22 protein-coding genes are annotated in these 23,071 nt (G+C 57.1%); 14 read left to right on the forward strand and 8 right to left on the reverse strand.

What is annotated here, in order from left to right; genetic code table 11:
- Positions 1–35: 35 nt before the first annotated feature.
- Positions 36–1,067 (reverse strand): ABC transporter substrate-binding protein, encoded by a 1,032-nt coding sequence (locus T424_RS0108630; RefSeq protein ID WP_407921388.1) that lies wholly within the window; start codon positions 1,065–1,067, stop codon positions 36–38.
- A gap of 197 nt (positions 1,068–1,264) precedes the next feature.
- Between T424_RS0108630 and T424_RS0108635 the strand changes: the two genes are divergently transcribed.
- The 5 genes from T424_RS0108635 (at position 1,265) to T424_RS0108655 (ending at position 6,416) form a co-directional block, all read left to right on the forward strand.
- Positions 1,265–2,293 (forward strand): LacI family DNA-binding transcriptional regulator, encoded by a 1,029-nt coding sequence (locus T424_RS0108635; protein ID WP_027487369.1) that lies wholly within the window; start codon positions 1,265–1,267, stop codon positions 2,291–2,293.
- Positions 2,294–2,522: 229 nt separating this feature from the next.
- On the forward strand, positions 2,523–3,467 hold the full coding sequence (locus T424_RS0108640) for a sugar ABC transporter substrate-binding protein (protein ID WP_027487370.1): 945 nt from the start codon (positions 2,523–2,525) through the stop codon (positions 3,465–3,467).
- Between the two features lie 222 nt (positions 3,468–3,689).
- Complete coding sequence (locus tag T424_RS0108645; RefSeq protein ID WP_027487371.1) at positions 3,690–4,589, forward strand: sugar phosphate isomerase/epimerase family protein; 900 nt, start codon at positions 3,690–3,692, stop codon at positions 4,587–4,589.
- Positions 4,590–4,599: 10 nt separating this feature from the next.
- Complete coding sequence (locus T424_RS0108650; RefSeq protein ID WP_027487372.1) at positions 4,600–5,610, forward strand: Gfo/Idh/MocA family protein; 1,011 nt, start codon at positions 4,600–4,602, stop codon at positions 5,608–5,610.
- Positions 5,611–5,621: 11 nt separating this feature from the next.
- Positions 5,622–6,416, forward strand: coding sequence for a TIM barrel protein (locus T424_RS0108655; protein ID WP_027487373.1), 795 nt, complete (start codon positions 5,622–5,624; stop codon positions 6,414–6,416).
- 65 nt (positions 6,417–6,481) lie between these two features.
- Here T424_RS0108655 and T424_RS0108660 read toward each other — a convergent pair whose 3' ends face one another.
- A complete protein-coding gene (locus T424_RS0108660) occupies positions 6,482–7,315 on the reverse strand; it encodes an AraC family transcriptional regulator (RefSeq protein WP_027487374.1) in 834 nt (277 codons plus the stop codon).
- Positions 7,316–8,012: 697 nt separating this feature from the next.
- Between T424_RS0108660 and T424_RS20570 the strand changes: the two genes are divergently transcribed.
- Genes T424_RS20570 through T424_RS0108675 form a run of 3 tightly spaced genes read left to right on the forward strand, consistent with a single transcriptional unit; the run spans position 8,013 to position 10,491 of the window.
- On the forward strand, positions 8,013–8,759 hold the full coding sequence (locus T424_RS20570) for a serine O-acetyltransferase (RefSeq protein WP_051558882.1): 747 nt from the start codon (positions 8,013–8,015) through the stop codon (positions 8,757–8,759).
- Positions 8,759–9,646, forward strand: coding sequence for a PLP-dependent cysteine synthase family protein (locus T424_RS20575; RefSeq protein ID WP_084268445.1), 888 nt, complete (start codon positions 8,759–8,761; stop codon positions 9,644–9,646). The genes T424_RS20570 and T424_RS20575 overlap by 1 nt, the downstream gene beginning before the upstream one ends.
- A gap of 5 nt (positions 9,647–9,651) precedes the next feature.
- Positions 9,652–10,491 (forward strand): class I SAM-dependent methyltransferase, encoded by an 840-nt coding sequence (locus T424_RS0108675; RefSeq protein WP_161712554.1) that lies wholly within the window; start codon positions 9,652–9,654, stop codon positions 10,489–10,491.
- A 74-nt stretch (positions 10,492–10,565) separates the two neighbouring features.
- On the opposite strand, the gene T424_RS0108680 is transcribed toward T424_RS0108675, so the two are convergent.
- Positions 10,566–11,207: an SGNH/GDSL hydrolase family protein gene (locus tag T424_RS0108680; RefSeq protein ID WP_027487376.1), complete on the reverse strand. Its 642-nt coding sequence runs from the start codon at positions 11,205–11,207 to the stop codon at positions 10,566–10,568.
- Positions 11,208–11,213: 6 nt separating this feature from the next.
- The gene (locus T424_RS0108685; protein ID WP_027487377.1) at positions 11,214–12,029 is read right to left on the reverse strand and encodes an IclR family transcriptional regulator domain-containing protein; all 816 of its coding nucleotides are present in this window, start codon (positions 12,027–12,029) and stop codon (positions 11,214–11,216) included.
- Between the two features lie 248 nt (positions 12,030–12,277).
- Between T424_RS0108685 and bglB the strand changes: the two genes are divergently transcribed.
- Entirely contained in the window at positions 12,278–13,396 is a 1,119-nt protein-coding gene (gene bglB / locus T424_RS0108690) for a beta-galactosidase BglB (RefSeq protein ID WP_027487378.1), read from the forward strand.
- A gap of 22 nt (positions 13,397–13,418) precedes the next feature.
- Here bglB and T424_RS22505 read toward each other — a convergent pair whose 3' ends face one another.
- On the reverse strand, positions 13,419–13,574 hold the full coding sequence (locus T424_RS22505) for a hypothetical protein (RefSeq protein WP_154664859.1): 156 nt from the start codon (positions 13,572–13,574) through the stop codon (positions 13,419–13,421).
- 117 nt (positions 13,575–13,691) lie between these two features.
- Here T424_RS22505 and T424_RS0108700 point away from each other — a divergent pair, with 117 nt between their 5' ends.
- The 5 genes from T424_RS0108700 (at position 13,692) to T424_RS0108720 (ending at position 19,712) form a co-directional block, all read left to right on the forward strand.
- Complete coding sequence (locus tag T424_RS0108700; protein ID WP_027487379.1) at positions 13,692–14,975, forward strand: ABC transporter substrate-binding protein; 1,284 nt, start codon at positions 13,692–13,694, stop codon at positions 14,973–14,975.
- An 80-nt stretch (positions 14,976–15,055) separates the two neighbouring features.
- Positions 15,056–15,949 (forward strand): carbohydrate ABC transporter permease, encoded by an 894-nt coding sequence (locus T424_RS0108705; RefSeq protein ID WP_027487380.1) that lies wholly within the window; start codon positions 15,056–15,058, stop codon positions 15,947–15,949.
- Between the two features lie 127 nt (positions 15,950–16,076).
- Entirely contained in the window at positions 16,077–16,847 is a 771-nt protein-coding gene (locus tag T424_RS0108710; RefSeq protein WP_245269498.1) for a carbohydrate ABC transporter permease, read from the forward strand.
- Between the two features lie 11 nt (positions 16,848–16,858).
- Entirely contained in the window at positions 16,859–17,962 is a 1,104-nt protein-coding gene (locus T424_RS0108715; protein ID WP_027487382.1) for an ABC transporter ATP-binding protein, read from the forward strand.
- Between the two features lie 424 nt (positions 17,963–18,386).
- Positions 18,387–19,712, forward strand: coding sequence for a site-specific DNA-methyltransferase (locus T424_RS0108720; RefSeq protein ID WP_027487383.1), 1,326 nt, complete (start codon positions 18,387–18,389; stop codon positions 19,710–19,712).
- Here T424_RS0108720 and T424_RS0108725 read toward each other — a convergent pair.
- The 3 genes from T424_RS0108725 to T424_RS0108735 all read right to left on the reverse strand — a co-directional run bounded on the left by T424_RS0108725 (position 19,709) and on the right by T424_RS0108735 (position 23,023).
- The gene (locus tag T424_RS0108725) at positions 19,709–20,596 is read right to left on the reverse strand and encodes a hypothetical protein (RefSeq protein WP_037067097.1); all 888 of its coding nucleotides are present in this window, start codon (positions 20,594–20,596) and stop codon (positions 19,709–19,711) included. The genes T424_RS0108720 and T424_RS0108725 overlap by 4 nt on opposite strands.
- Positions 20,597–20,697: 101 nt before the next feature.
- Entirely contained in the window at positions 20,698–22,425 is a 1,728-nt protein-coding gene (locus T424_RS20580) for a diflavin oxidoreductase (protein WP_051558884.1), read from the reverse strand.
- A 139-nt stretch (positions 22,426–22,564) separates the two neighbouring features.
- Positions 22,565–23,023: an SRPBCC domain-containing protein gene (locus T424_RS0108735; protein WP_027487385.1), complete on the reverse strand. Its 459-nt coding sequence runs from the start codon at positions 23,021–23,023 to the stop codon at positions 22,565–22,567.
- Positions 23,024–23,071: the final 48 nt, after the last annotated feature.

The following is a 23,071-nucleotide window of genomic DNA, read 5'->3' on the forward strand; positions in this document are numbered from 1 at the left end:
ACTCGGCATGAAATTGCGGCCGTCTTCGTCAGTCGTTACTTCGCGTTTATCACGAATTCGGTCGTATAGGTCTTGGCCAGATCGATCTTCTTGCCTTTGACATTCTTGGAAAACTCGGAAAGCACGGCCAGAACCGTCTTCGGACCGTCTTCCGGCATGACGCCATCCGGCGTGAACATGCCCTTGCCCGCTTCAAGCGCCTTGATATAGCCTTCCTTGTCGCCGACGTAGAAATCCTTCGGCATCTGCTCGGCAATCTCGGCGGCGCTGTGAGTATTGATATATTTCAGCGTCTTGACGAAAGCATTGGCAAGTTTCTGGACTTCTTCCTTATGGCTCTGGACCCAGGCCGTCTCCATATAGAGAGATGCCGCCGGATAGGTGCCGCCCAGCGCCTCGCGGGTCTTCTCCACCGTTCTGAGATCAACCAGCACGCGGGCTTCGCCGGTCTTCAACATGCGCGAGATCGTCGGCTCGGTTGTCATGCCCGCCTGGATATGGTCCTGCTGCATGGCCGCGATGAAGGTGCCTCCCGCGCCAACCGGAACCGTCACCACCTCACCGGGACCAAGGCCGCCCTTGGATGCCATGAACAGCGTGAGGAAATTGGTGGAGGAGCCAAGCCCCGTCACACCAAGGCTCTTGCCCTTCAGATCCTTGAAGGACGTGACGTCCGGATATTTGCTGGAGACAAGCTCGACTTCGCCGGGCGCCTGGCTGAACTGAACCACCGATTGCACGAACTTGCCCTTGGCCTGAAGATCGACACAGTGATCGTAAAAACCGACGACGCCGTGAACCGCACCCGCCAGAAGCTGGTTTTCGGCATCGACGCCCGCCGCCTCGTTGAGGAGTTCGACGTCGAGACCCTCTTCCTTGAAATATCCAAGGCTTTCGGTGAGCTTTGCCGGAAGATAGATCTGCTTTTCATAACCGCCGACCATGATGGTGATTTTTTCGGCAGCTCCGGCAAGGGCGCTCGTGCTTAAAAGCGCGGCAACGGCAAGACCGGAAACAGATAGAATGCGCTTTGCGATGCAATGAAACTGCATGAATTCCTCCCTCAGGCGGCATCGGTTCGCGCCCTCCGTAGCGCTTTCCCTGCCGATGCCTGAACGAAGCATTAACAGGCCGAGCTTTCATTCAGCTTTCAGTCGCTGGCAAAAATCAATTCTTTTGCGCAGACGGCCTGTCAGCCTGATTGAAATCATTGCAGGCCTGATGAAGTATATCATCCATAAAATCATAAATTCGGAGGAAACCCATGCGTCGCCCTACCATTGCCGATCTCGCGCGCGCTGCCGGCGTTTCCGTCGCGACGGTTGACCGCGTGCTGAGCGGACGCCTGCCGGTGCGGGAGGAAACATCCCGCAAGGTCTATGAGGCGGCGGAAAAAATCGGCTACCACGGCACCAATCTCATTCGCCAGCGATTGTTTTCCGACCTGCCGGAATACCGGCTCGGCGTCATCCTGCGCAAGGAGAGGCACTCCTTCTATCAATCCTTTGCCAGCGAAATCGAGGAAGCGGCAAACACGGCGCGCAAGTGCCGCCTGCGCCTCCACGTCCAGTTTGCCCAGACCGCCGAACCAACGGAAATGGCCGATCTTCTGATGGCCATGCAGGGCAAGGTCCAGGCGGTGGCCGCCACCGGCCCGGATCACCACGACGTGACCTCGGCCGTAACGGAGCTGAAAAGCCGTGGAATTCCAACTTTTTCATTGCTCTCGGATTTTGCCCAGGGCGTGCGGGAGGCCTATATCGGCGCCAACAACCTCAAGGCCGGACGAACCGCAGCCTGGCTGATCTCGCATCTGGCAAGACGTCCGGGAAAGGTCATCCTGTTTGTCGGCGGGCACCGTTTCCACGGTCACGCGCTGCGCGAAACCGGATTTCGCAGCTATATGCGCGAATATGCCCCCGATTTCGAGGTTCTCGACGCCCTCGTCAACCTGGAAACACGCCGCCTGACCTATGAAGCTTTGCTCAGCGCGCTTTCCCGGCATGAAAACCTCGTGGGTGTCTATTGCGTGGGCGGCGGCATGGAAGGCGCAATCGAAGCCCTTCGCGAAGCAGGCGAGGGCAGGGGGATCGTCACCCTCGTCAACGAATTGACGCCGGACTCCCGCCAGGCCCTGCTCGACCGCACCATCTCCTGCGTCTTGCAGACCCCGCTGCGGGAATTATGCGCCGACCTTGTTTCGATGATGGTCAACACCATCGAGCAAGGCATGTCGGACACGCCCGGACAGCGGTTTCTGCCCCCGCAAATCTGGGTGCCCGAAAGCCTGTGAGGGCATGATGTCTTTCTATCATTACAAGTTGATCGTTTTCTTTCATGCTTGATGGGGTATCGCTTCCTCTTTTTCGTTGACTGTGACCGCGTGTTTGACGATCTTGTGTCCCGGACGGTCGTCACGGGAGGCCACCGTTCCGGTTTGTCGGGAGGCGTGCGGATCAAACTCCGCGTTCGCCCTCCGGACGCCGGTTCCATGACACCGACTACTCAAGGGAGGACTATTTATGAGAAAATTTCTGTTGGCTGCTTGCGCTAGCGTGAGCTTCGTCGCTTCTGCCGCTCACGCCGAAAACGTCGGCGTTTCCATGGCGCTGTTCGACGACAACTTCCTCACGGTTCTGCGCACCGGTATGCAGGATTACGCCAAGACGCAGAAGGGCGTAACGCTTCAAATCGAAGACGCCCAGAACGACGTGGCAAAGCAGCAGAGCCAGATCCAGAACTTCATCGCTTCCAACGTGGACGCCATCATCGTGAACCCGGTTGATACCGACGCGACGGCCGCCATTTCGAAGCTCGCAGCAGATGCCGGCATTCCGCTGGTTTACGTGAACCGCCAGCCGGTCAACGTTGACAGCCTTCCCGACAAGCAGGCTTTCGTCGCATCCGACGAAAAGCAGTCCGGCACGCTCCAGACCAAGGAAGTCTGCCGCCTTCTGAAGGCAAGCGGCGCCAAGGAAGCAAGCGCCGTCGTCATGATGGGCGAGCTCTCCAACCAGGCTGCCCGCGTTCGCACCCAGGACATCAAGGACGTGATCGCCACGCCGGAATGCTCCTTCATCAAGATCGTTGAAGAGCAAACCGCAAACTGGTCGCGTACCCAGGGCGCCGACCTGATGACCAACTGGCTCTCCAGCGACGTCAAGTTCAACGCCGTCATCGCCAACAACGACGAAATGGCCATTGGCGCCATCCAGTCGCTCAAGGCTGCCGGCAAGAACATGAAGGACTACGTGATCGCCGGTATCGACGGCACGCAGGACGCTCTTGCAGCCATGCAGGCCGGCGACCTCGACGTCACCGTTTTCCAGAACGCTGCCGGCCAGGGCCGCGGCTCGCTCGATGCAGCCCTCAAGCTCGCCAAGGGTGAGAAGGTTGACAAGAAGGTTTACGTTCCCTTCGAACTGGTAACGCCGGATAACGCCAAGAAGTACGTGGTCAAGAACTGATCCTCCCGGGAGGGGCGGGGGCAGCGTGCAGGCTGATCTCGCCCTTCTTCCACGCCGGCATGATCCGGCGCATGACGTTGACAATCACCGGGCACGGCTCACCGTTGGCCCGGATTTTATCGAGCCCTGCCGAAAACAGGCGATGAGTCGTCCGAGACTCATGACGCGGATCGCGCGTTCGTCTTTAAAGACAGGCGTGTCCCATCTCTCCGAGGATGAATGATGAAAATTGCAATCGACCCTTTCATGCATCGCCATTTGAGCCTTGAGGAACTGCCCCGCAAGGTGCGTGAGCTTGGCTACGACTGGATCGAAATGAGCCCTCGCGGTGATTTTCTCGAGTGGTTCAAGGCGCCGCGCGTTTTTCCGGCCCGCATCAAGTCCTTCAAGCAGGCTCTGGCAGCTGAAAATGTGAAAATCGCTTCGCTGCTGCCCATGTATCGCTGGGCATCCAATGACGAGACGGAGCGCAAGGCGGCCGTAAAGCACTGGAAGCGCGCCATCGAAATCTGTGTCGAACTCGAAGTCGATACCATGAATTCCGAATTCGGCCGCGGTCCGCACCCTGACAAGGGCTCCTGCTACTGCTGCCATACCGGCTCGATGATCGAGGCCTGCGAGGACGCCTGGTGGCGCTCGATGGAAGAACTCGTGCCGATCTTCGAACGCGAAGGCATTCAGCTCAATGTCGAGCCACATCCGGAAGACTGGTGCGAGACGCTGCAACCGGCGCTGGACATCATCCGCACGGTCAACTCCAAAAACGTGAAATTCCTCTATTGCGCGCCGCACACCTTCTATTTCGGCGACGATACCAAGGCCATGCTGCGCGAAGCGAAAGATGTGCTTGCTCACGTGCATGTCGGCGACACCTTCAATCACAAGGCCTCTTCCGGGCTGCGTTACATCCTCAATCCCCCCGGCACGCAGGCGCGCGTTCACCAGCACCTCAACATCGGCCAGGGCGAAGTTCCGTGGGACGATTTCTTCGGCACGCTCGCCGAAATCGGTTTCGACGGCATCATGACGGCTTGCGTCTTTGCCTGGGAAGACAAGGCAGACCAGTCCGGCAAGTTCATGCGCTCCGAAATGCAGCGCTACATCGATCGCTATTTCAAGTAAGGAAAAGCAAATGACAGTGAGAATTGGTGTGATTGGCACGGGTATGATCGGCCGCGACCACACGCGCCGCATCCAGCAGGTCCTCTCCGGCGCCAAGATCGTCGCCTTCAGCGACGTTAACCTGGAAGGCGCAAAGGCCGTTCAGGCAGATCTCGCCCCGGACGCCCGCATCTATGCCACCGGCGAAGAACTGATTGCAGCCGACGACGTCGATGCCATTCTGGTGACATCGTGGGGCGCAACGCATGAGCAGTATGTTCTGGCTGCGATCGCGGCCGGCAAGCCCTGCTTCTGCGAAAAGCCGCTGGCCACCACTGCCGCTGGCGCAAAGCGCATCGTCGATGCCGAAGTTGCCCATGGCAAGCGCCTCGTTCAGGTTGGCTTCATGCGCCGTTACGATGCAGGCTACCGCCTGCTGAAAAAGGCCGTGGACGAAGAAATCGGCACGCCTCTGATGATCCACGCTGCCCACCGCAACCCTTCGGTTCCGGAACAGTATGTCACGCCGATGGCAATCCACGACACGCTGATCCACGAAATCGACGTGCTGCGCTGGCTGCTCAACGACGATTACGTTTCCGCCCAGGTCGTTTTCCCGCGCAAGTCCAGCTACAGCCATGCGAAGCTTGCCGATCCGCAGATCGTCCTTCTGGAAACCAAGAAGGGCGTCCGCATCGACGTGGAAGTCTTTGTAAATTGCCGTTACGGCTATGACATCCAGTGCCAGGTTGTCGGCGAAGAAGGTCTCGCAAACCTGCCGGAGCCGATGTCCATCGTCATGCGCAAGGGCGCGAAGCTGCAAAACGCCATCCTTACCGACTGGAAGGATCGCTTCATCGACAGCTATGACGTGGAACTGGCCGACTTCATCGCTGCCGCCCAGAAAGGTACGGCTGCCGGTCCTTCGAGCTGGGACGGTTATGTTGCCGCCATCACCTCGGATGCCTGCGTCGAAGCTCAGGAAAAGACCGGCCAGATCGTTCCGATCTCCCTGCCGGAACGTCCGGCCCTTTACAACTGAGGTTTGCTGAAATGCGTTTTGCAATCAACCACATCGCCGCGCCGCGCCTTTCGGTGGACGATTTCTTCGCGATGACCCGCCGTTTGGGTTCGACCGAAGTCGAAATCCGCAACGATCTGCCGGACGTCATGGGCACGGTCGATCCTGCTGCCGTTCGCGAGGCTGCCGCCCGTCACGGCGTCACGATCCTCTCGATCAATGCGCTTTACCCGTTCAACGTCTGGTCCGGCGATCTGCCGGAGCGTGCCAAGCGCATGGCAGCCTATGCCAAGGCCTGCGGCGCCAAGGCTCTGGTCATGTGCCCGCTCAACGACGGCACGCCGGTTTCCTTCGAAGACGTCGTTGCCGCGCTGAAGGCCATGAAGCCCATCCTCGAAGAGAACGGCATTATCGGTCTGGTAGAGCCGCTCGGCTTCCCGATTTCCTCGCTTCGCAAGAAGTCCGTGGCAATCGATGCCATCAAGGCAGCCGGCGGCGAGGGCGTGTACAAGCTCATGCATGACACGTTCCACCATCATCTCGCAGGCGAAACCGAGTTCTATCCCGAATGGACGGGGCTCGTTCACGTTTCCGGCGTGACGGATCCGGCCGTTACGGTAGACGCCATGCTGGACGCTCACCGCGTTCTCGTGGATGGCGCCGACCGCCTGGAAAACATTCCCCAGGTCAAGGCACTGCTGGCGGCTGGCTATGAAGGTCCGTTCTCCTTCGAGCCCTTCGCCGAGGAAGTCCATGCTGCGGCAGACCCCGAAGGTGCACTGCGCGAGAGCATCGACTTCATCAAGGCAGGCGTGGCAAAGGCCTGAGGCCCAACCACATCCTATTGATTTAAAAAACACCGGCCTGATCCGTTCAGGCCGGTGCCTTGGTTTCAACGGCAAGCGCTAGCATAGCGATTTGGCGTCAGCCCGAAGGCCTTGCGAAAATGGCCGATGAAATGGCTCTGGTCGTAAAAGCCGACATTCGCGGCAACACAGGCGGCGGGCATTCCCTCGACCAGCATGGCTTTTGCCGCCTCCAGCCGCAGATTGTTCACATATTGATGCACGGTCATCCCCGTCTGTTGTTTGAACAGACGCATGAAATGAAATTCGCTCAAACCGGATTGACCAGCTATCTCCTCTATCGACAAACGCTCCGCCAATTGCTCACGAATATAATCGAGGCTTCGTTGAATGGGCGCCTTAGGCGGTGAGGAAATGTGAGAAAAATGCGCGCGCCGACCATATCGGCGGATCAGCATTTCAAAGGCCCCGAGCACCGCCTCCTGCCGACCGACCAAATCAGGGCAACTGGCGGCAACATCCGCAGCCGCGACGAGCCGCTGCGCCATTTCCCGATCTTCGATCAGAAAAGACGTGCCAAAGTCCAGCGACCCCCGCGCAGTTCCGTATAGCCCCTCGGCCAGGCGTTCGAGGCTCGCGGCACTTGGATAAAAGGCCGAATAGGACCAGCTCACATCCCTTGCCGCACTTTCACCGGTATGCACCTCGCCGGGCGGAATAATCATGACGCTTCCGGGCAGGGCAACCCCATGCATATGAGCGATCCTGTGTTTCTGCGCCCCGCCGCTAAAGGCGGCCACTACAAAAAAGTCATGGGCATGAGGCGCATAGCGGTAACTTTGACACCGCGCTTTCAACACATCCGTTCCGCCGAGAAGATGCCGATCATGCCACAACTGGATCGTGTCACTGTTTGCCATGCGTATCTTGAATCCCCTTTGCTTGCGCCTGGAGCCTTCCGGATCTGAATTTGGCTTCGGCGAGACGGATTAGGATCAAAACTCAATCAGGATGGGTGTTCTGTTGAACGAGATGGGATTGCGTGGCGGCGAACAAGCGTAAGGCAAGGCCGTGAGCCCTTGTCGAGCATTGTTCGCAATCAGGCGGCCCATCCGGTTCAACCCTTCGGGCAAGGCGAATTTTCGCGTCTGCGGGCGTCGGAAAGTTTTTAGAGCGCTTTTCGATCTGACTGCATCAGATCGGCGCTCTAACCTTTTCTTTTTGAACCATAATCTTGTCGATCCGCGTTTCACTCCGGTCAGATTATGCTCTAACCAGACGCCGAACGCGCACCGAACGATAGCGTCAACCTCATACAACTTCCGGTAACTTTTACTTTTAGCTATAACTCTGGATAGCATATTGATAAGCCACCCAGCAATAAGTTGTCCCGGAATTTTATTCTATCTTGGGTTTTTCTGCCGAAAACAGTTCAGCTTGCACCAAGCCCAGTCGCCCTATTTCTGCATTTCCTAATTGATCGTTGAGACATATTCTCAAATAAACGGCAAGCGGTTTACGATTTTTTCAACCGCAGTTTCTTCCTATCTCCGGCCGTCAAACGTGAATTAGGTTCATGCCTCTCATAAACAATTGGTTTAAAGAGGATGGCGCGAAGTGGAAACCTATTACTCTTTCAATAAGGATGACATAAACGCAATCAATCAGAATGACGCGCGCAATTTCCATGCGCGGGATTATGTTCTGCGCCTTGCCGCCATCGCACTCGACTGTCCATGCGAAACGATTTTACCTTGGCACAGGGACAGTATTATCAAAGATATTCTTCCGCTGGCCCTTGAAGACCTTGAGGCTTATCACAGGCAAGATCCAAGCATCCGCCACAAGCCTGTTTCCTGCATTGCATCGCCCCATTCCACCTTTTTCGCCGTTCTCGCCTATCGCATCGCCCACCGCCTGATCGCAGAGCAAACGCCCTCGGCACAGGAAAACGCCATGCGTTTGAGCTTTTACGCCCGCAGCCAGACCGGAATAGACATTCATCCCGAAGCGCAAATCGGCCGTCGCTTCGTCATCGATCATGGATGGGGCGTGGTGATCGGCCAGACAACCGTGATTGGCAATGACTGCTACATCCTCAATGATGTCATTCTTGGCGCCCGCACCGTCTCGAATGCCTCTGAGGGCAAGCGTCATCCGTCGATTGGCAACCGGGTGCAGATTTGCGCGAAGGTGCGGATTTTCGGGCCGGTGACGATTGGCGATGACTGCTTCATCGGGCCGGATGTTACCGTATTGCATGACGCCGCCCCCGGAACGCGGCTTTTGCGGGCAACAGAGCCGCCAGTCTGGATGACGGCAGCGGCCATATCGGCTCTGGCCGGAGTAGGGGGGGCGGAATAATGCCTCGCGCAACCCCCATGATCTCGCCTCGCGCCAATCTCCGGGTCAAGCTGGAGCATATGAACCCGGCCGGGAGCCACAAGGCGAGGGCAGCCCGCCACATTCTCCGCAAGGCCATTGCCGAGGGGGAACTCAAGCCTGGCGGCATCCGCCGGATCCTTGAAAAAAGTGGCGGCAATTTCGGCATAGGACTGGCCTTCGAAGCCATGAAGCTCGGGATTGGCGTGGATCTGGTGATCGGCCTGTCCTTTTCTCCCGTCAAAAGGCGGCTTTGCGAGGAGTTCGGCGCACGCCTCGTGGGTGTGGATTTACTCCATGAGGGCAAACAGCCAAAGCAGGTCATCGCCACCCTTCTGGAAGAGCAGGGGAGTCGATATTTCTTCACCGACCAATTCGCCAATGACGCCAATTTTCAGGCACATATCGAAGAAACAGGCCCCGAAATCATTGCCCAGCTTGACCGCGATGCCGATCGCTTCGATGGCGTGACGCTTGTGGTGGGCGCTGGCACCGGCGCCCATGCGGCGGCGCTGGAAAGCGTTTTCCGGCCCCATTTCAAAAAATTCGAACTGGTGGTGATCGAGCCGGAAAACTGTTCCTTTTTGGAAGGGACTTTCGGCAGCCATGGACAGCAGGGGGCAGCCGTCGGTGTCAGGCCTCCCTTTCTCGATCTCGCCAAAGTCGATGCCTTTGCGCCGATTACCGACCAGCAGGCAGGCGAGGGGCAAAGGATGATGGCGCGGCACTGCGGCATTTATCCGGGACCGACAGGCGGTGCCAATTATCTCGTAGCCCATGATCTGGCCATCCGGCACCCGGAGCGGCTGGTTTTGACCATGACTTATGACACGGGCGAAGGCTACCTTTCGCAAACGATGACAGGATGAACGGAATGAACGATTTCTTTTCCTTCGAACTCCAGAGCTTCGCTGAATTTGAGCGTCATGGTTGGGAAAAGCTTTCCTCCGCCTATGACGGAAGCTGGGGCCATGTCACCAGCGCCTTTGCGCCCGCCATTCTCAATGCCCTTCCCGATCTGGAAGGGCTTCGGCTGATGGATGTTGCGACCGGACCGGGCTATGCGGCCCGGCTTGCCCTTCAGCGCGGGGCAAAGGTGACGGGCGTGGATTTTTCGGCAAACATGATTGCCTCGGCCCGGCAGAATGTTCCCAAAGCGCAGTTCGAGATCGCCGATGTGAAAAGCCTGCCTTTCAACGATGGTGAATTCGATTTCGCCATATCGAATTTTGGCTTTCAGCACTTCGATGATCCAGCCGCCGCCTTTCGGGAAATCGCCCGCGTGCTGAAGCCGCATGGAATGCTCTCCTTTACCGTTTGGGCGGAAAGCGCCCGCAATGCGGCAAGCCTGATCCTGGAACAGGCGCTTGATCGTTTCGCGCAGGAGCCCAATTGCGTTCCGGAAGGCCCAAGTTACGACTTTCTGCTGAACATGGAGCAATTGCACCGCATCCTGCAACAGGCTGGCTTTGCCGCAAAGACCACCAAGTCATGCCTTCATGTCATTCCCTGGCGGCTGCGCGATGAAGACGAACTCTTCCGCGCTGAATATACCAGCTCCGTTCGCTCCGGTGCGCGGTTGCGCCACGAAGGAGAGACCGCCCGCGAACGCATTCGTGAAGCCATGGCCAAGGATATTCGCAATCATTACAATGAAGATGGAAAGCTGATCATTCCAATGGCCGCCTACATCATCAGCGTTCGAAAGGCGTGAGTTGGCTCCCATCCATGGTTTCACCCATGTCCAGAAGCAAAACCAAAGACGGTCTTGCCGAAAACCTCGAAGTATCACGCGAGGATTGACCGGATTACCGGAACGAGGGCATTCGCAAGCGCGATATGCCCCTCTTCCGTCAGATGGACTCCATCGACCGGAGACACCTCCGCAACAAGGCCAGCATCGAAAAACGCCGCATCCAGACTGACCGCGACCTGTTTGTAGAGGCTGGCGAGACGGCGCGACTTTGCCGCGCCGCCCGCCATCGTCTCGTCATGCGGCGGCACCTCATCGATCGGCACCGGCGCCAGAACCAGAAGACGCGGCTGGCCTGCGTCAGGTCCGTATCCGCCCTGGCGGATGCGCCGGAGAATTTGTCGCAGACCCTCGGCAATATCGGCGGCCGGCAGGTTGAGCCGCGCCTTGAGATCGTTGGTGCCCAGCATGACGGCGACGATGTCGATCGGCGCATGACTTTCGAGAATGGCCGGCAAGACGGCCAGCCCGTTCTTGTGTGCGCCGGTGATGGGATTGTCATGTACGGTCGTGCGTCCCGGCAAACCTTCATCGATCACCCGCCAGCCTGCACCCAGCGCCTTTTCCAACCGGGCAGGCCAACGAATATCCGGCCCGTAGCGATAATTGCTTCCATCCGCCAAGGTGGGGGAGGCGCCGTAGGTATTCGAATCGCCATAGATCAGTAAAACCGGCATGGCGCCTCATTCTCCGCCAGATCTGCGGCCTGCAATTGGCCCGACATGACCGAAGGCCGTGGAGGCTGCCTCGCCCGCCTCACGCAACAGCTGGATATATTCCTCCAGCCTGGTTTCCTGAAAGCGGAAAAGCGGAAAAGCCACGCTGATTGCGGCAATGGACTGACCAAGATGGTTGAGAATGGGCGTGGCCATGCAGCGCACGCCTGCCTCCGATTCCTCGATTTCCTCGGCATAGCCGCGCGCGCGCGTCACGCGCAACTGCTCCAGATAAACCGCAGGGTCCGTGATGGTATTGGGGGCAAGCTTCTGCATCTCCATGGCCTTCAGATGCACCAGCACTTCCTCCTCATCCCGCCAGGCCATCAGCGCCTTGCCAAGGGATGTCGAATGCAAGGGATTGCGCAGCCCCAGGGTCGAACGCATGGAAAGCGAAAAAGCGCTATCGTATTTGTGGATGTAAGTGACCTTATGCTCCCATTCATCCAGCACGCCGAGATTGATGGATTCGCCCGTCTTGCGCGACAGGCGTCCCATCACCTTGTCTGCCACCCTGAGGAGATCCGTTCTTTCGCTGAGGGTCCTGGCCCCCATGCTGAAGAGCTTGAGGGTAAGGCCGTAGCGTTCGGTTTCGGGATCCTGTTCCACATAACCCAGATCAACCATGGTCTGGATCAGGCGGTGGGCGGTCGTCTTGGAGGTCATGGCCTTTTGCGCGATGTCCGCAAGGCTCACGCGGCGGTCCTCCACCAGCGCCTCCAGAACGGCGAAGACCTTGAGAACGGCCGCGGCATTATCCGCTTTTGGGCGCTCTTCATTCATGGGTCATCCTTCCCCTTTTTTCGGAACATCGTCCCGTTTTTATTTTCACTTCCATGCGAGCCAAGTTGAAACTTAGCCTTATGCTATTGGATTTCTGGAATTTTTCCAATCTGCCAAACTGAAATTTTGACGATTGATCTTTTCCAGAGAGTGTGGTTTCATCAGAAAAATGAAAGGACGTTCCGAAAAAGTCAACACGCCGATCCAAAATCTTCGGTAGCCGGAACGACAGAGGGAGGAGACCTGCAATGCATCCTGCGTTGGCCGAGAAGCCGCGTTTCATTTCCCGCGAAGGCGTTCGCGAGCTGATCGACCGGCTAACCGACAATCTCGTCAATATCAAAGACGAGACGGGACAGTTTCTGCTGCGCCTTGAAGATGGCCGCGTCATCGACACCAAGGGCTGGGCAGGCTGGGAGTGGACGCATGGCATCGGTCTCTACGGTCTTTACAAATATTGGGAAACGACCGGGTCGGCCAAGGCCATGGACATCATTCAGGCCTGGTTTGCCGATCGCTTTGCCGAAGGCGTACCCACCAAAAACGTCAACACGGTTGCTCCATTTCTGACGCTCGCTCATCTTTACGAGGCAAATCCCAATCCTGTCTGGCGGGCCTATCTGGAAACATGGGCCGAATGGGTCATGCGGAAAATGCCGAAAACGCAGGAGGGCGGCCTCCAGCACATCGTTTACAACAGCTATAACGAGCAGCAGCTGTGGGACGATACGCTGATGATGAGCGTGATGCCGCTGGCCAAGATTGGCCTCATCCTCAACCGGCCGGACTATGTGGACGAGGCCAAATACCAGTTTCTCATGCACGCCCATTATCTTGCCGATGCGCCAAGCGGCTTGTGGTTCCACGGCTATACCTTCGATGGCAACCACAATTTCGCCAAGGCGCTCTGGGCACGCGGCAACAGCTGGATCACCATCGCCATCCCGGAATTCATCGATCTTCTCGATTTGAAGGAAAGCGACCCGGTTCGCCGCCATCTTCTGTCCATTCTGGCGCGTCAGGCAAAATCTCTTCGCCGCTATCAGGACGAGACCGGCCTTTGGCATACCCTGCTGGACGATCCATCGAGCTATCTCGAAGCCTCGGCAACGGCAGGCTTTGCCTATGGCTTGATGAAATCGGTTCGCCTTGGCTATCTGCCGGAGGATTACGGCGATTGCGCCGAGCGCGCCGTCAAGGCGGTGATTGGCAAGATAAGCCCCGACGGGGAATTGCAGCAGGTATCGTTCGGCACGGCGCTGGGACCCGATCTCGATTTCTACCGCAACATTGCCCTGACCTCCATGCCCTATGGACAGGCCATGGCGATGCTGTGCCTGAGCGAGTTTCTGCGCGACTATCTGTGATCCTGACGGGCGCGCAGTCCTTTTACGTGAGGACTAGCCGGGCAACATGCCCGGCCATGCGGGCGGCAATGGCCGCCGGATAGGCCAAACAGGCCTTATGCAGGGGGCAAGGAGAGGCCCCTGCATTCATGAACGACAAGACGACGGGATAGAGCATTTCCAGGAAAGGCGTAGTCACGTTTTCCGTCCGGAAATGCGCAAAAACAAAAGCTTGGAGCGCAGCAGCTCTTGGCCTTGCGCAGGGGCAGGCTGCACCGCCCCGGACATGGCACACGGTTTATGGAGGAGGAAAACCATGAAAATAACACGCAGACAGGCATTGGGGGGCATTGCGGCAGGGGCGGGTTTCGCGCTCATGCCGACCAGCCGGGCATTTGCCAATGCCGGCAATATCCGCCATTTCTGGTGGGGCAATCCCTCCCGCGACAAGCGCACTTTCGAAGTGATCGCGCTGTTCGAAAAATCTCATCCCGGCACCAAGGTCAGCGGTGAAACCATCGGCTGGGGTGACTACTGGACGAAGATGGCGACCCAGGCCGCTGGCGGCAACATGGCAGACGTGGTGCAGATGGACCACAGCTACATTCACGAATATGTCGGCCGCGGCGCGTTGCAGGCGCTGGATGGGCATATCGGCAAGGATCTGAAGCTCGATCACTACGACAAGGGCGCCAATACCGTCGGCACGGTGGATGGCAAGTTGTACGGCATCAATATCGGCTCCACCAGTCAGGCCATACCCTATAACATGCGCGCTTTCCAGGAGGCGGGCGTCACCTTCGATCCACTGTCCTGGACCACTGAAGACTTCGCGAAAGTCTGCGCCGCCATTACCGAAAAATCCAAGGGCAAGATGACCGGCTCCGAAGATCTTTCGCTCTATCTGGAAAATTTCGAGGTCTGGGTGCGCGCCGCCGGTCACGATCTTTACAATGCCGATGGCACGCTGGGCATGACGGAAGAGGATGTTCGCACCTATTGGCAGTTCTGGGCCGATCTGCGCGAAAAGGGCGTGGTGGAAGGCAAGGACGCCACCGTCGTTCTCGACAAACCCATGAACGATCTGGGCATCGTCAAGGGCACCACCGCCATGACCTTCCGTTACGCCAATCAGGTTCCGGCGGTGCAGGCACTGGTGAAAGATCCCATCGGCGCTGCCATGGTGCCGCAGCGTCCGGGCAAGGGCTTTGGCCATTACGTGCTGCCCTCCATGTTCCTGGCCATGAGCCGCGATGCCAAAGCGCCGGAAACCGCCATTGCCTATATCAACAACTGGATTACCGATCCGGATGCGATCCGTACGCTCGGCATCGACCGCGGCATTCCGCCCAGCGAACAGGGCCGCGAAGCCCTGAAGCCGGTGCTGACCGAGGTGGAAAAGAACGTGGTCAGCTATTTCAGCGGCATCCAGACGAAGATCGGTCCCACGCCCAAGCCCAAGCCCAAGGGGGCAGGGGAGGTGCGCGACAGCTTCATGCGCACCGGCACCGACGTTGTTCTCGGTTATATCAAGCCGGATGAGGCGGCAAGCCAGTTCATACAGGACGCCCAGGACATTCTTGCCCGCGCCAAGCGCTGATCGTGTTTCCCGTTTCCCCCGCCGCAATCGCCTTCGAGAGGGCAATTCCGGCGGGGCCGAGATGAAAAGGTCCAAGTTCCATGCAACGATTTTTGCGGCGTAATGCCGCCGGCTATATCTTTTTGTCGCCCTGGATTGTCGGCTTCCTGTTTCTGGCGCTGGGCCCGATCCTGTTTTCGCTCTATCTGAGCTTTACCCGCTACGACATGATGACGCCGCCGCAATGGCTGGGCCTGGGCAATTACGAATATATGTTCACGCGCGACCGCCGCTTCTGGCGGGCGCTGTCTGTCACCATCGAATATGTGGCGCTGGCCGTGCCGCTTCGGCTGGCTGTGGCGCTTGGTGTTGCCATGCTGCTGGACAAGGGCCTGCGCAGCATCGGGGTTTATCGGGCAATTTTCTATTTGCCGTCGCTGCTTGGAGCCTCCATCGCCATTGCCATCCTGTGGCGTGAAATGTTCGGCCTCGAAGGCGTGGTCAACCAGTTCCTCGCACTCTTCGGCATCCAGGGCATAGGCTGGATCACGTCGCCCTCCACCTCGATCTACACCGTGGTGCTTCTGGCCATGTGGCAGTTCGGCTCGCCCATGCTGATCTTCCTGGCGGGCCTGCGCAACATTCCCCGTGATCTTTACGAGGCGGCTGAAATCGACGGGACATCGAAACTGCGGCAATTCTTCCGCATCACGCTTCCCATGCTGGCGCCGGTGGTTTTCTTCAATCTGGTGCTGCAAACCATCGAGGCCTTCAAGACCTTTACCTCCGCCTTCATCATCTCGCACGGCACGGGCGCACCGGCAGACAGCCTGCTGTTCTACACCGTCTATCTCTTCAACGAGGCCTTCAAATTCTTCCGCATGGGCTATGCCTCCGCTCTTGCCTGGGTGCTGCTGCTCATCATCGGTGTGTTCACCGCCATTGCCTTTACGACCTCCAAATATTGGGTTCACTATGAAAACGAACGTGATTGAAACCGGCGATGGCTTGGCCCTTGCCAGGGAGGCCGAAGCAGCCCACGCCTACAAACTTAGACAAAACGCGCGGGAACGGCGCGGGCGGCTGTTAAAGCACGCCTTCCTCATCGTCTTCTCCATCATCATGCTCTATCCGCTGATCTGGCTGGTGGCGGCCTCCTTGAAACCTGAAAACGAGATTTTCGGCCAGCTTGGGCTGTGGCCAAGCCAGTTCCAATGGTCCAATTACGTCAAGGGGTGGAATGCGCTGCCTGTATCCTTCAGCGTGTTCTATTGGAACTCGATCGTCGTCACCGGGCTTTCCGTCATCGGCAATCTTCTGTCCTGCTCCTTTGCAGCCTATGCCTTTGCCCGCCTGCAATTCACCGGCCGCAGCTTCCTGTTCGGCCTGATGATGATGACGATGATGATCCCTTATCACGTCGTCATCATTCCCCAATATGTGCTGTTTCTCAAGCTTGGCTGGGTCGATACCTATCTTCCGCTGGTGGTGCCGCGCTTTCTGGCCGCAGATGGTTTCTTCATCTTTCTGATGGTGCAGTTTTTCCGGCAAATTCCGCGTGAGCTGGACGAGGCGGCGATGATCGACGGTTGCTCGCCCTTCAAGATCTTCTGGGTGGTTATCCTGCCGCTTTCCATTCCCGCCATGGCAACGGCCGCGATCTTCTCCTTCATCTGGATCTGGGAAGATTTTCTGGCGCCGCTGATCTATCTGAACAATATCGAAAATTACACCGTGCCGCTTGGCCTGCGGTTGTTCGTGGACCAGGAAGGCCAATCGAGCTTCGGGCAGATGTTCGCCATGTCCGTGCTGTCGCTGGTACCGGTTGTCGTCTTCTTCATCGCCTTCCAGAAATTGATCATCCGGGGCATTGCAACCTCGGGCATGAAATAAGGAAAAGAACCATGGTCGGTCTTACCCTTCGTAATCTCGGCAAGTCCTATGCGGCGCTGAAGATCATTGAAAATCTCAATCTCGACATTCGCGACGGTGAGTTTCTCGTGCTTGTCGGCCCATCCGGCTGCGGCAAGTCCACGCTGCTGCGCATGATTGCCGGGATCGAGGAGATCACTGACGGAACGCTTTCCATTGGTGGCCGCATCGTCAACGACCTGCCCGCCTCGAAGCGGGAGCTGTCGATGGTGTTTCAGTCCTATGCGCTCTATCCGCACATGTCGGTACGCAAGAACCTGGCATTCGGTCTTCAGAACCAGAAGATGGACAAGCAGGAAATCGACCGGCGCGTCAACGATGCCGCCCGCATCCTGCAACTGGAAAAACTTCTGGAACGCAAGCCCCGGCAGCTTTCAGGCGGGCAGAAGCAGCGCGTGGCCATTGGCCGGGCCATCGTGCGCGAACCGAAGCTCTTCCTTTTCGACGAGCCACTTTCCAACCTCGATGCGGAATTGCGCGTGCAGATGCGGGTGGAACTGGCAGCGCTCTATGAAAGGCTGAAAACCACCATGATCTACGTGACCCACGATCAGGTGGAAGCCATGACACTTGCCAGCCGCATCGTGGTGATGCGCGCCGGCAAGATCGAACAGGTCGGGACACCTGAAGAACTTTACACCAGACCCGCCAATCTCTTCGTCGCAGGCTTTATCGGTTCGCCGCGCATCAACGTCATCGCCGCGCAAACCAACCCTCGCAGCGGCATGATGAAACTTGCCGATTTTCCCGACTTTCCGCTGCCGCACCTGCCGAAAACCGATGCCAGCATGACCGTCTGCATCCGCCCGGAAGCCGTGCGGCTGGGAGAAGGCGACATCACCGCCGAAGGCAAGGTAACGCTGGTGGAATATCTCGGCAGCGAAGCGCTGATCTATGTCACGCTTGCATCCGGCCAAGCCATCCTGCTGCATGGTTCCGTTCATAACCGCCCACGCCAGGGCGAAAGCGTCGTGATCGGCCTCAACGTCGCCGACATGCATTTCTTCGACGCCAAGGGCGAACGGATCGAACCCGCAGCTCCAACGGCAAAGCAGACACAAGCTGTCTTTTCATAGCTTCTCATAGCTTCGAAGCTCATAGCCTTAACGCCTGAGAAGCCTTTCTTGCAGGGAGGCTTTTCATTGCGTAATCAGCTTCATAAGTTCCATAACGTATATTATCGTTCACATTTTAATCAGCCAGCGGGAACCAGAGTGTAGACCGCCGGAGCACCCAGGAGATCTAAAGGGCTTTGCCCCTCGCCCCCCAACGGAACCATCTCGCAAGACTCTGCGCTGTGCTTGTGCGCCCGCCGCCTGACACCATTACACTCGCTACACCAATTGGTCGGTGATCAGGCAAAAGTGCCATTTTTCATCACTCATGCCTGGTTACCGCGCCAACTTCGTTTAACTGACTTGCAAAACGAAGGTAAATATGGTCAATTATTGCCATATATTCATTGTTTGTTCTGAATTGGTTACCTAAAGAGGGAATGACATGGCGACAGGCATCACTAAGCGAGAGCAACTTTCACCAGATGCCATTTCCGCACACAACTTTTATGAGGAAGAATTGGCACTTCCGACCGATCAGAACAAGGCAGAGCTCACATACCCTCACAAGGCCCAGCTCACTGATGTCCTTTCGCCTGTCAAGCGGCATTTCTTATGCCTCACGAAAGACGGCGCGTTCGAATCGCCTACCTTCTCTGACAACGCATTCGTCTTAGACGACAATTATTTCGCGCTCAAAGAGCTTATGCAGGCTCAACGCAAGGCTACATTGATTTATCTTGACCCGCCTTATGCCACCGGCTTGCACTTTCATTCACGTGGCCTGGAGCACGCCTATAACGACCGCATGGGCCAAGCTGCCTATATCGAGTTTATGCGGCGGCGCCTTATCCTCATGCGCGAATGCATGACGGATGACGGCTCCATTTACGTTCATATCGGACACCAGATGGTAGCCCATCTTAAAATCTTGATGGATGAAATCTTCGGCGCCGATAAGTTTCGCAACATCATCACGCGTCGAAAGTGCAGCAGCAAGAACTTCACTAGTAAGCAGTACGCGAACCTAAACGACTTCGTACTGTTCTACACAAAAAGCCGAAATTACAAGTGGAACCAGCCGGGCGTTGATGCCGAAGACGATTGGGTGTTGAAGGAATATCCGCACGTTGACGAGCTGGGCCGTCGCTACAAGTTGGTGCCAATTCATGCGCCTGGCACCAGGAACGGTGAAACCGGAATGCCGTGGCGGGACATGATGCCGCCGCCTGGAAAGCACTGGCAATATGCCCCTTCCAAGCTAGAAGAGCTGGACAGGGTCGGTAACATCTATTGGTCGAAGAACGGCAATCCACGCCGTAAGGTGTACTGGACTTCCGAAAAGAAGCGAGCACTAACGGACTATTGGGATCAATACCGCGATGCCCACCACCAGAGCATTCAGATTTCGGGCTATCCGACGGAAAAGAATCTCGACATGCTGAAAATGATTGTAGGGGCCTCCTCCGAGAAGGATGACCTTGTCATCGACCCCTTCTGCGGGTCTGGAACAACCCTTCAAGCCGCACGCGACCTCCACCGGCGATTCATCGGCATAGATGCCTCATTCACGGCTGCAAAGGCTACGCTGCGGAGAATGCGTCATGGCCTCGAAGCAATGGGCGATTACGTCAACAAGAAACGTACGGAAGGGCCTAGGTTCGCGTTTATCGGCGAACGTCAGGCTGCTGCCCATGAATGTGCTTTCTATACCGATAGCCGTCTTTATGCATCTTACCGAGATGAGATCGAAGTGCTAGGGTCAATTTAACTGTTGAGCCACTCGGGGGTTATTCGCTTTTCCGCCAACTTTAGGGTGATAACTCTCACTCTGCCATCCCAATCGCCGTCTAGGTCGCAGGACTCTTTCCACGTATCTGCGTGTACGAGACCAGGACCATCGGACAAAAATATGATTTTGAACTTCGTGGGTGTCACCTTGTCGAAGGCCTTGGCCTTCTCCACTTTGTTGGCATTGCCGCCTGTGCGGTCGTCGGATTGGGCGCCGCCTCGAGTCGAGTCATAGCGGGCAAAGCCGATTGCCACGACTTCACTGTCCGCTGGGCGACGAACAACAAAGTCGCAGGGAAATGCGCTTTTGAACTCCGGGTAAATGGTCGATAGCTCAATATCCCGGCCAGCACCGCGTGGGCCTTCTATAGTAAAAAAACCCTTAAAGCGCTCTTCGAACCAGTCAAAAAACAAGCCGGTGAGCAAATATCCTGACTGGCCCCTTGCATCATACTCGCCAATCAGGGCAGCAAGCGCGAAGCGGGCTTCTGGAGAAAGGTCTTCAAACTGCTCTTTCAGCTTATCGATGGGCTTGAAGGTCATTCCAAAGGTTTCAATAAGAGATTCCGTACTGATTTTTTTAATCTTTTTTGTTGACTCTGTGTCGAGGACCGGAGACACGCAGCGGCGATACATTTTGAGGAGCGCCATACGCTCATCCGCATCGCGATCCGGTTGGCGTATACGCTTTAGCACCTCGCCACTTGACTGACTTTCCTTAATTATTTGGCAAAATGTCTCAATGTGACCCGCATATTTCTCGTAAAGAATATCGAGAATTTCGGGGAACCGTATCGCGCTATCAATCGGTGTTATAATTTTGTTTACATCGGCGATCAACTTTAGAAATTTTGTTTCGTTCATTCGGCCATTCTCGGTGATTTGCTCTGTCACGATTAAAAAACACACACCAAGAGTCAAACGATGAATTCTTCGTCCGATGCTCAAGGGTAAATCGACCGTCCTCAATAAACGTCGCGCATGTAGCGTTTTTCGCTTCTCATCCGGGCAAGATAGTCTTTGGCATGTTCCGGGCTCATGCCGCCATGGCGGGCTATGACATTCATGAGGGCCTGTTCCACATCACGCGCCATTTGGCTTGCATCGCCGCAAACGTAAACTGCCGCCCCCTCCTCCAGCCATGCCCAGAGGTCCGCACCCCGTTCCAGTATCCGGTGCTGCACATAGATCTTTTCCGACTGGTCCCGCGAAAAGGCAAGATCGAGGCGGTGCAGGATACCGGAGCGATGGGCCTCCAGCAGGTCCTCACGGTAGAGAAAGTCTTTTTTCTCATTGCGGTTGCCGAAGAACAACCAGTTTCTGCCGCCGCCACCCTTTGCCGCTCTTTCCCGCAGAAAGCCACGAAAGGGCGCGATTCCCGTGCCCGGACCGATCATCACCACCGGGCGGGAGGCATCTTCCGGCAGCTTGAAGCCGCTATTGGGAAGAATACAAATATCCGCGCACGCACCATCCTTGAGGCGATCGGCAAGATAGGTTGAACAGGCCCCGCCATAATAGCGTAGATCGCTCTGGTAACGCAGGCTTCCAACCGTAATATGCAGCCTGCCGGGATCGCAAAGCGGGCTGGAGGAAATCGAATAGCTGCGGGGCTGGAGCGGCTTCAGCAAGGGCAGCAGCGTTTCGGGCGAAAAGTCTCCCGCTGGTGCAAGCCGCAAAGCATCCAGCACATCGCCACGCCGCAACAGCGTTGCAATTGCGTCCATGTCACCCTCGGCGAGCAGACGCCGAATCGCCTCGTCGCGGCTTTGTTCGGCAAGCGCGCGGATCAGATCGGCGGACGGGCTTCGCAATTCCACCTCCCGTTCAAGCACAGCGGAAATGGGCCGGCCCCCCACCTCATACTCGGCGCCGACACCGAGCAAGGACAGGATCGCCTTCACGATTTCAGGGTCGTTGACGGGACGAATGCCCACGGCGTCTCCCGCCTGATAGGTCAGCCCCGTGTCGGCAATATCGAATTCGAGATGATGCACATCGCGAGACGCATCGGGTGCCGTCAACTGGATATGCCGCACGAGGCGGGCAGGCGAAAATGTTTTTTTGCGCACGGAATAAGCTTGCACTGTCTCGCCGCGAGCAGCCTCCGGCTTTCCGGTTCGATCTGCCAACGTTGCAAGCAGCTTTCCTATCCACTGCGTTGCGACCTCCTCATATTCGACGTCGCAGTCCAGCCTTTCCAGCAAACGGTGCCCGCCGAGCGCATGAAGCCGGGCATCCAGCTGCCGCCCTGCCCGGCAGAAATCACGATAGGACGAGTTTCCAAGACCGAGAACCGCAAATCGCTTCCCCTCCAGCAAGGGTGCTTCCGCCGCAGTAAGAGCTTGCCAGAAGGCCTGCCCATTATCCGGCATGTCGCCTTCGCCATAGGTCGAGACAAAGGCAATGAGCGTGGAAAAATTCGCCAGATCATGAACATCCATGTCGTCCAATGCCGCAAGATGCACCAGTACGCCTTGATGGGCGGCCATGGCGGCAGCATCCCGCGCCAGATTTTCCGCATTGCCGGTCTGGCTGGCATAGACGATGGCCACCTCCGGCCGCGTTACCTGCGGCGTAACCCTGCGGCCAAGCAGACCGGAAAGCCAGCCTGAAATCCGGCCCGTCATGCCCGAACCATGCCCGCGGCCGTCTGCGACCGGCCCCGAGATTGCAAATCTCTCTTTTTTCATGATCGCCAGTCCCAGGACGATTTTCAGTTGACAGGGGAGAAGACGCTCAAGCCATCCCCATATTAAATATATGCTTTAATTATGTTTTTATAAAATCCGTCTGCACCTTCAGCCTCCGGTGCAAGGCTGCGAACAGCAATCAGGATGAATGTGCCTCTGCCTTGTTCAGCGCCTCGACACGCTCCTTTAAAGCGATGTTGAACGCAGCAAAGGCAGCGCGGGTGCGGGTATTCAGCGTTTTCCAGAACAGCGGCACAAGCCAGCCGGAAAAGCTTTCACGATGCACGAAGCGGGTGATGCCATCAGCGCGCGCCTCAAGGATGAAGCGATGCTCGCCGGAAAACAGGAAGGATGCCCCAACCGTGCCGCGCCAGCCGAATTCGCGCTGCGGCTCGCAGGCAACGACCACCGGCTTGAAGGTCATGACGCCGCCTCCGTCGTTCATCGTCAGGGCAAGCCGCTCCCCCAGCGCCGGATGGCCCTCGGCTGCAAGGATGAACCGGCTCCACTCCGGGAAGGTGGAAAAGGCCAAAAGCACATTCCACACATCACGCGCCGGCGCATGAATGTCGATGGTCGATTCAACAATACGAGCCATGATGAACTCCCGAGCCTTCGTGGTTGCATCGCCGCAGACTACATCAAA

Source organism: Allorhizobium undicola ORS 992 = ATCC 700741, assembly GCF_000621665.1.
Lineage (GTDB): Bacteria > Pseudomonadota > Alphaproteobacteria > Rhizobiales > Rhizobiaceae > Allorhizobium > Allorhizobium undicola.

Bases quoted from the DNA above. Each gene is read 5' to 3' on its own strand.
- T424_RS0108715 (WP_027487382.1), top strand. From the start codon at position 16,859: ATGGTCGGTCTTACCCTTCGTAATCTCGGCAAGTCCTATGCGGCGCTG.
- T424_RS0108685 (WP_027487377.1), bottom strand. From the start codon at position 12,029: ATGAATGAAGAGCGCCCAAAAGCGGATAATGCCGCGGCCGTTCTCAAG.
- T424_RS0108680 (WP_027487376.1), bottom strand. From the start codon at position 11,207: ATGCCGGTTTTACTGATCTATGGCGATTCGAATACCTACGGCGCCTCC.
- T424_RS0108635 (WP_027487369.1), top strand. From the start codon at position 1,265: ATGCGTCGCCCTACCATTGCCGATCTCGCGCGCGCTGCCGGCGTTTCC.
- T424_RS0108660 (WP_027487374.1), bottom strand. From the start codon at position 7,315: ATGGCAAACAGTGACACGATCCAGTTGTGGCATGATCGGCATCTTCTC.
- T424_RS0108655 (WP_027487373.1), top strand. From the start codon at position 5,622: ATGCGTTTTGCAATCAACCACATCGCCGCGCCGCGCCTTTCGGTGGAC.
- T424_RS0108735 (WP_027487385.1), bottom strand. From the start codon at position 23,023: ATGGCTCGTATTGTTGAATCGACCATCGACATTCATGCGCCGGCGCGT.
- T424_RS20580 (WP_051558884.1), bottom strand. From the start codon at position 22,425: ATGAAAAAAGAGAGATTTGCAATCTCGGGGCCGGTCGCAGACGGCCGC.
- T424_RS0108700 (WP_027487379.1), top strand. From the start codon at position 13,692: ATGAAAATAACACGCAGACAGGCATTGGGGGGCATTGCGGCAGGGGCG.
- T424_RS0108725 (WP_037067097.1), bottom strand. From the start codon at position 20,596: ATGAACGAAACAAAATTTCTAAAGTTGATCGCCGATGTAAACAAAATT.
- T424_RS20575 (WP_084268445.1), top strand. From the start codon at position 8,759: ATGCCTCGCGCAACCCCCATGATCTCGCCTCGCGCCAATCTCCGGGTC.
- T424_RS0108675 (WP_161712554.1), top strand. From the start codon at position 9,652: ATGAACGATTTCTTTTCCTTCGAACTCCAGAGCTTCGCTGAATTTGAG.
- T424_RS0108720 (WP_027487383.1), top strand. From the start codon at position 18,387: ATGGCGACAGGCATCACTAAGCGAGAGCAACTTTCACCAGATGCCATT.
- bglB (WP_027487378.1), top strand. From the start codon at position 12,278: ATGCATCCTGCGTTGGCCGAGAAGCCGCGTTTCATTTCCCGCGAAGGC.
- T424_RS0108710 (WP_245269498.1), top strand. From the start codon at position 16,077: ATGCTCTATCCGCTGATCTGGCTGGTGGCGGCCTCCTTGAAACCTGAA.
- T424_RS0108650 (WP_027487372.1), top strand. From the start codon at position 4,600: ATGACAGTGAGAATTGGTGTGATTGGCACGGGTATGATCGGCCGCGAC.
- T424_RS0108645 (WP_027487371.1), top strand. From the start codon at position 3,690: ATGAAAATTGCAATCGACCCTTTCATGCATCGCCATTTGAGCCTTGAG.
- T424_RS0108705 (WP_027487380.1), top strand. From the start codon at position 15,056: ATGCAACGATTTTTGCGGCGTAATGCCGCCGGCTATATCTTTTTGTCG.
- T424_RS0108640 (WP_027487370.1), top strand. From the start codon at position 2,523: ATGAGAAAATTTCTGTTGGCTGCTTGCGCTAGCGTGAGCTTCGTCGCT.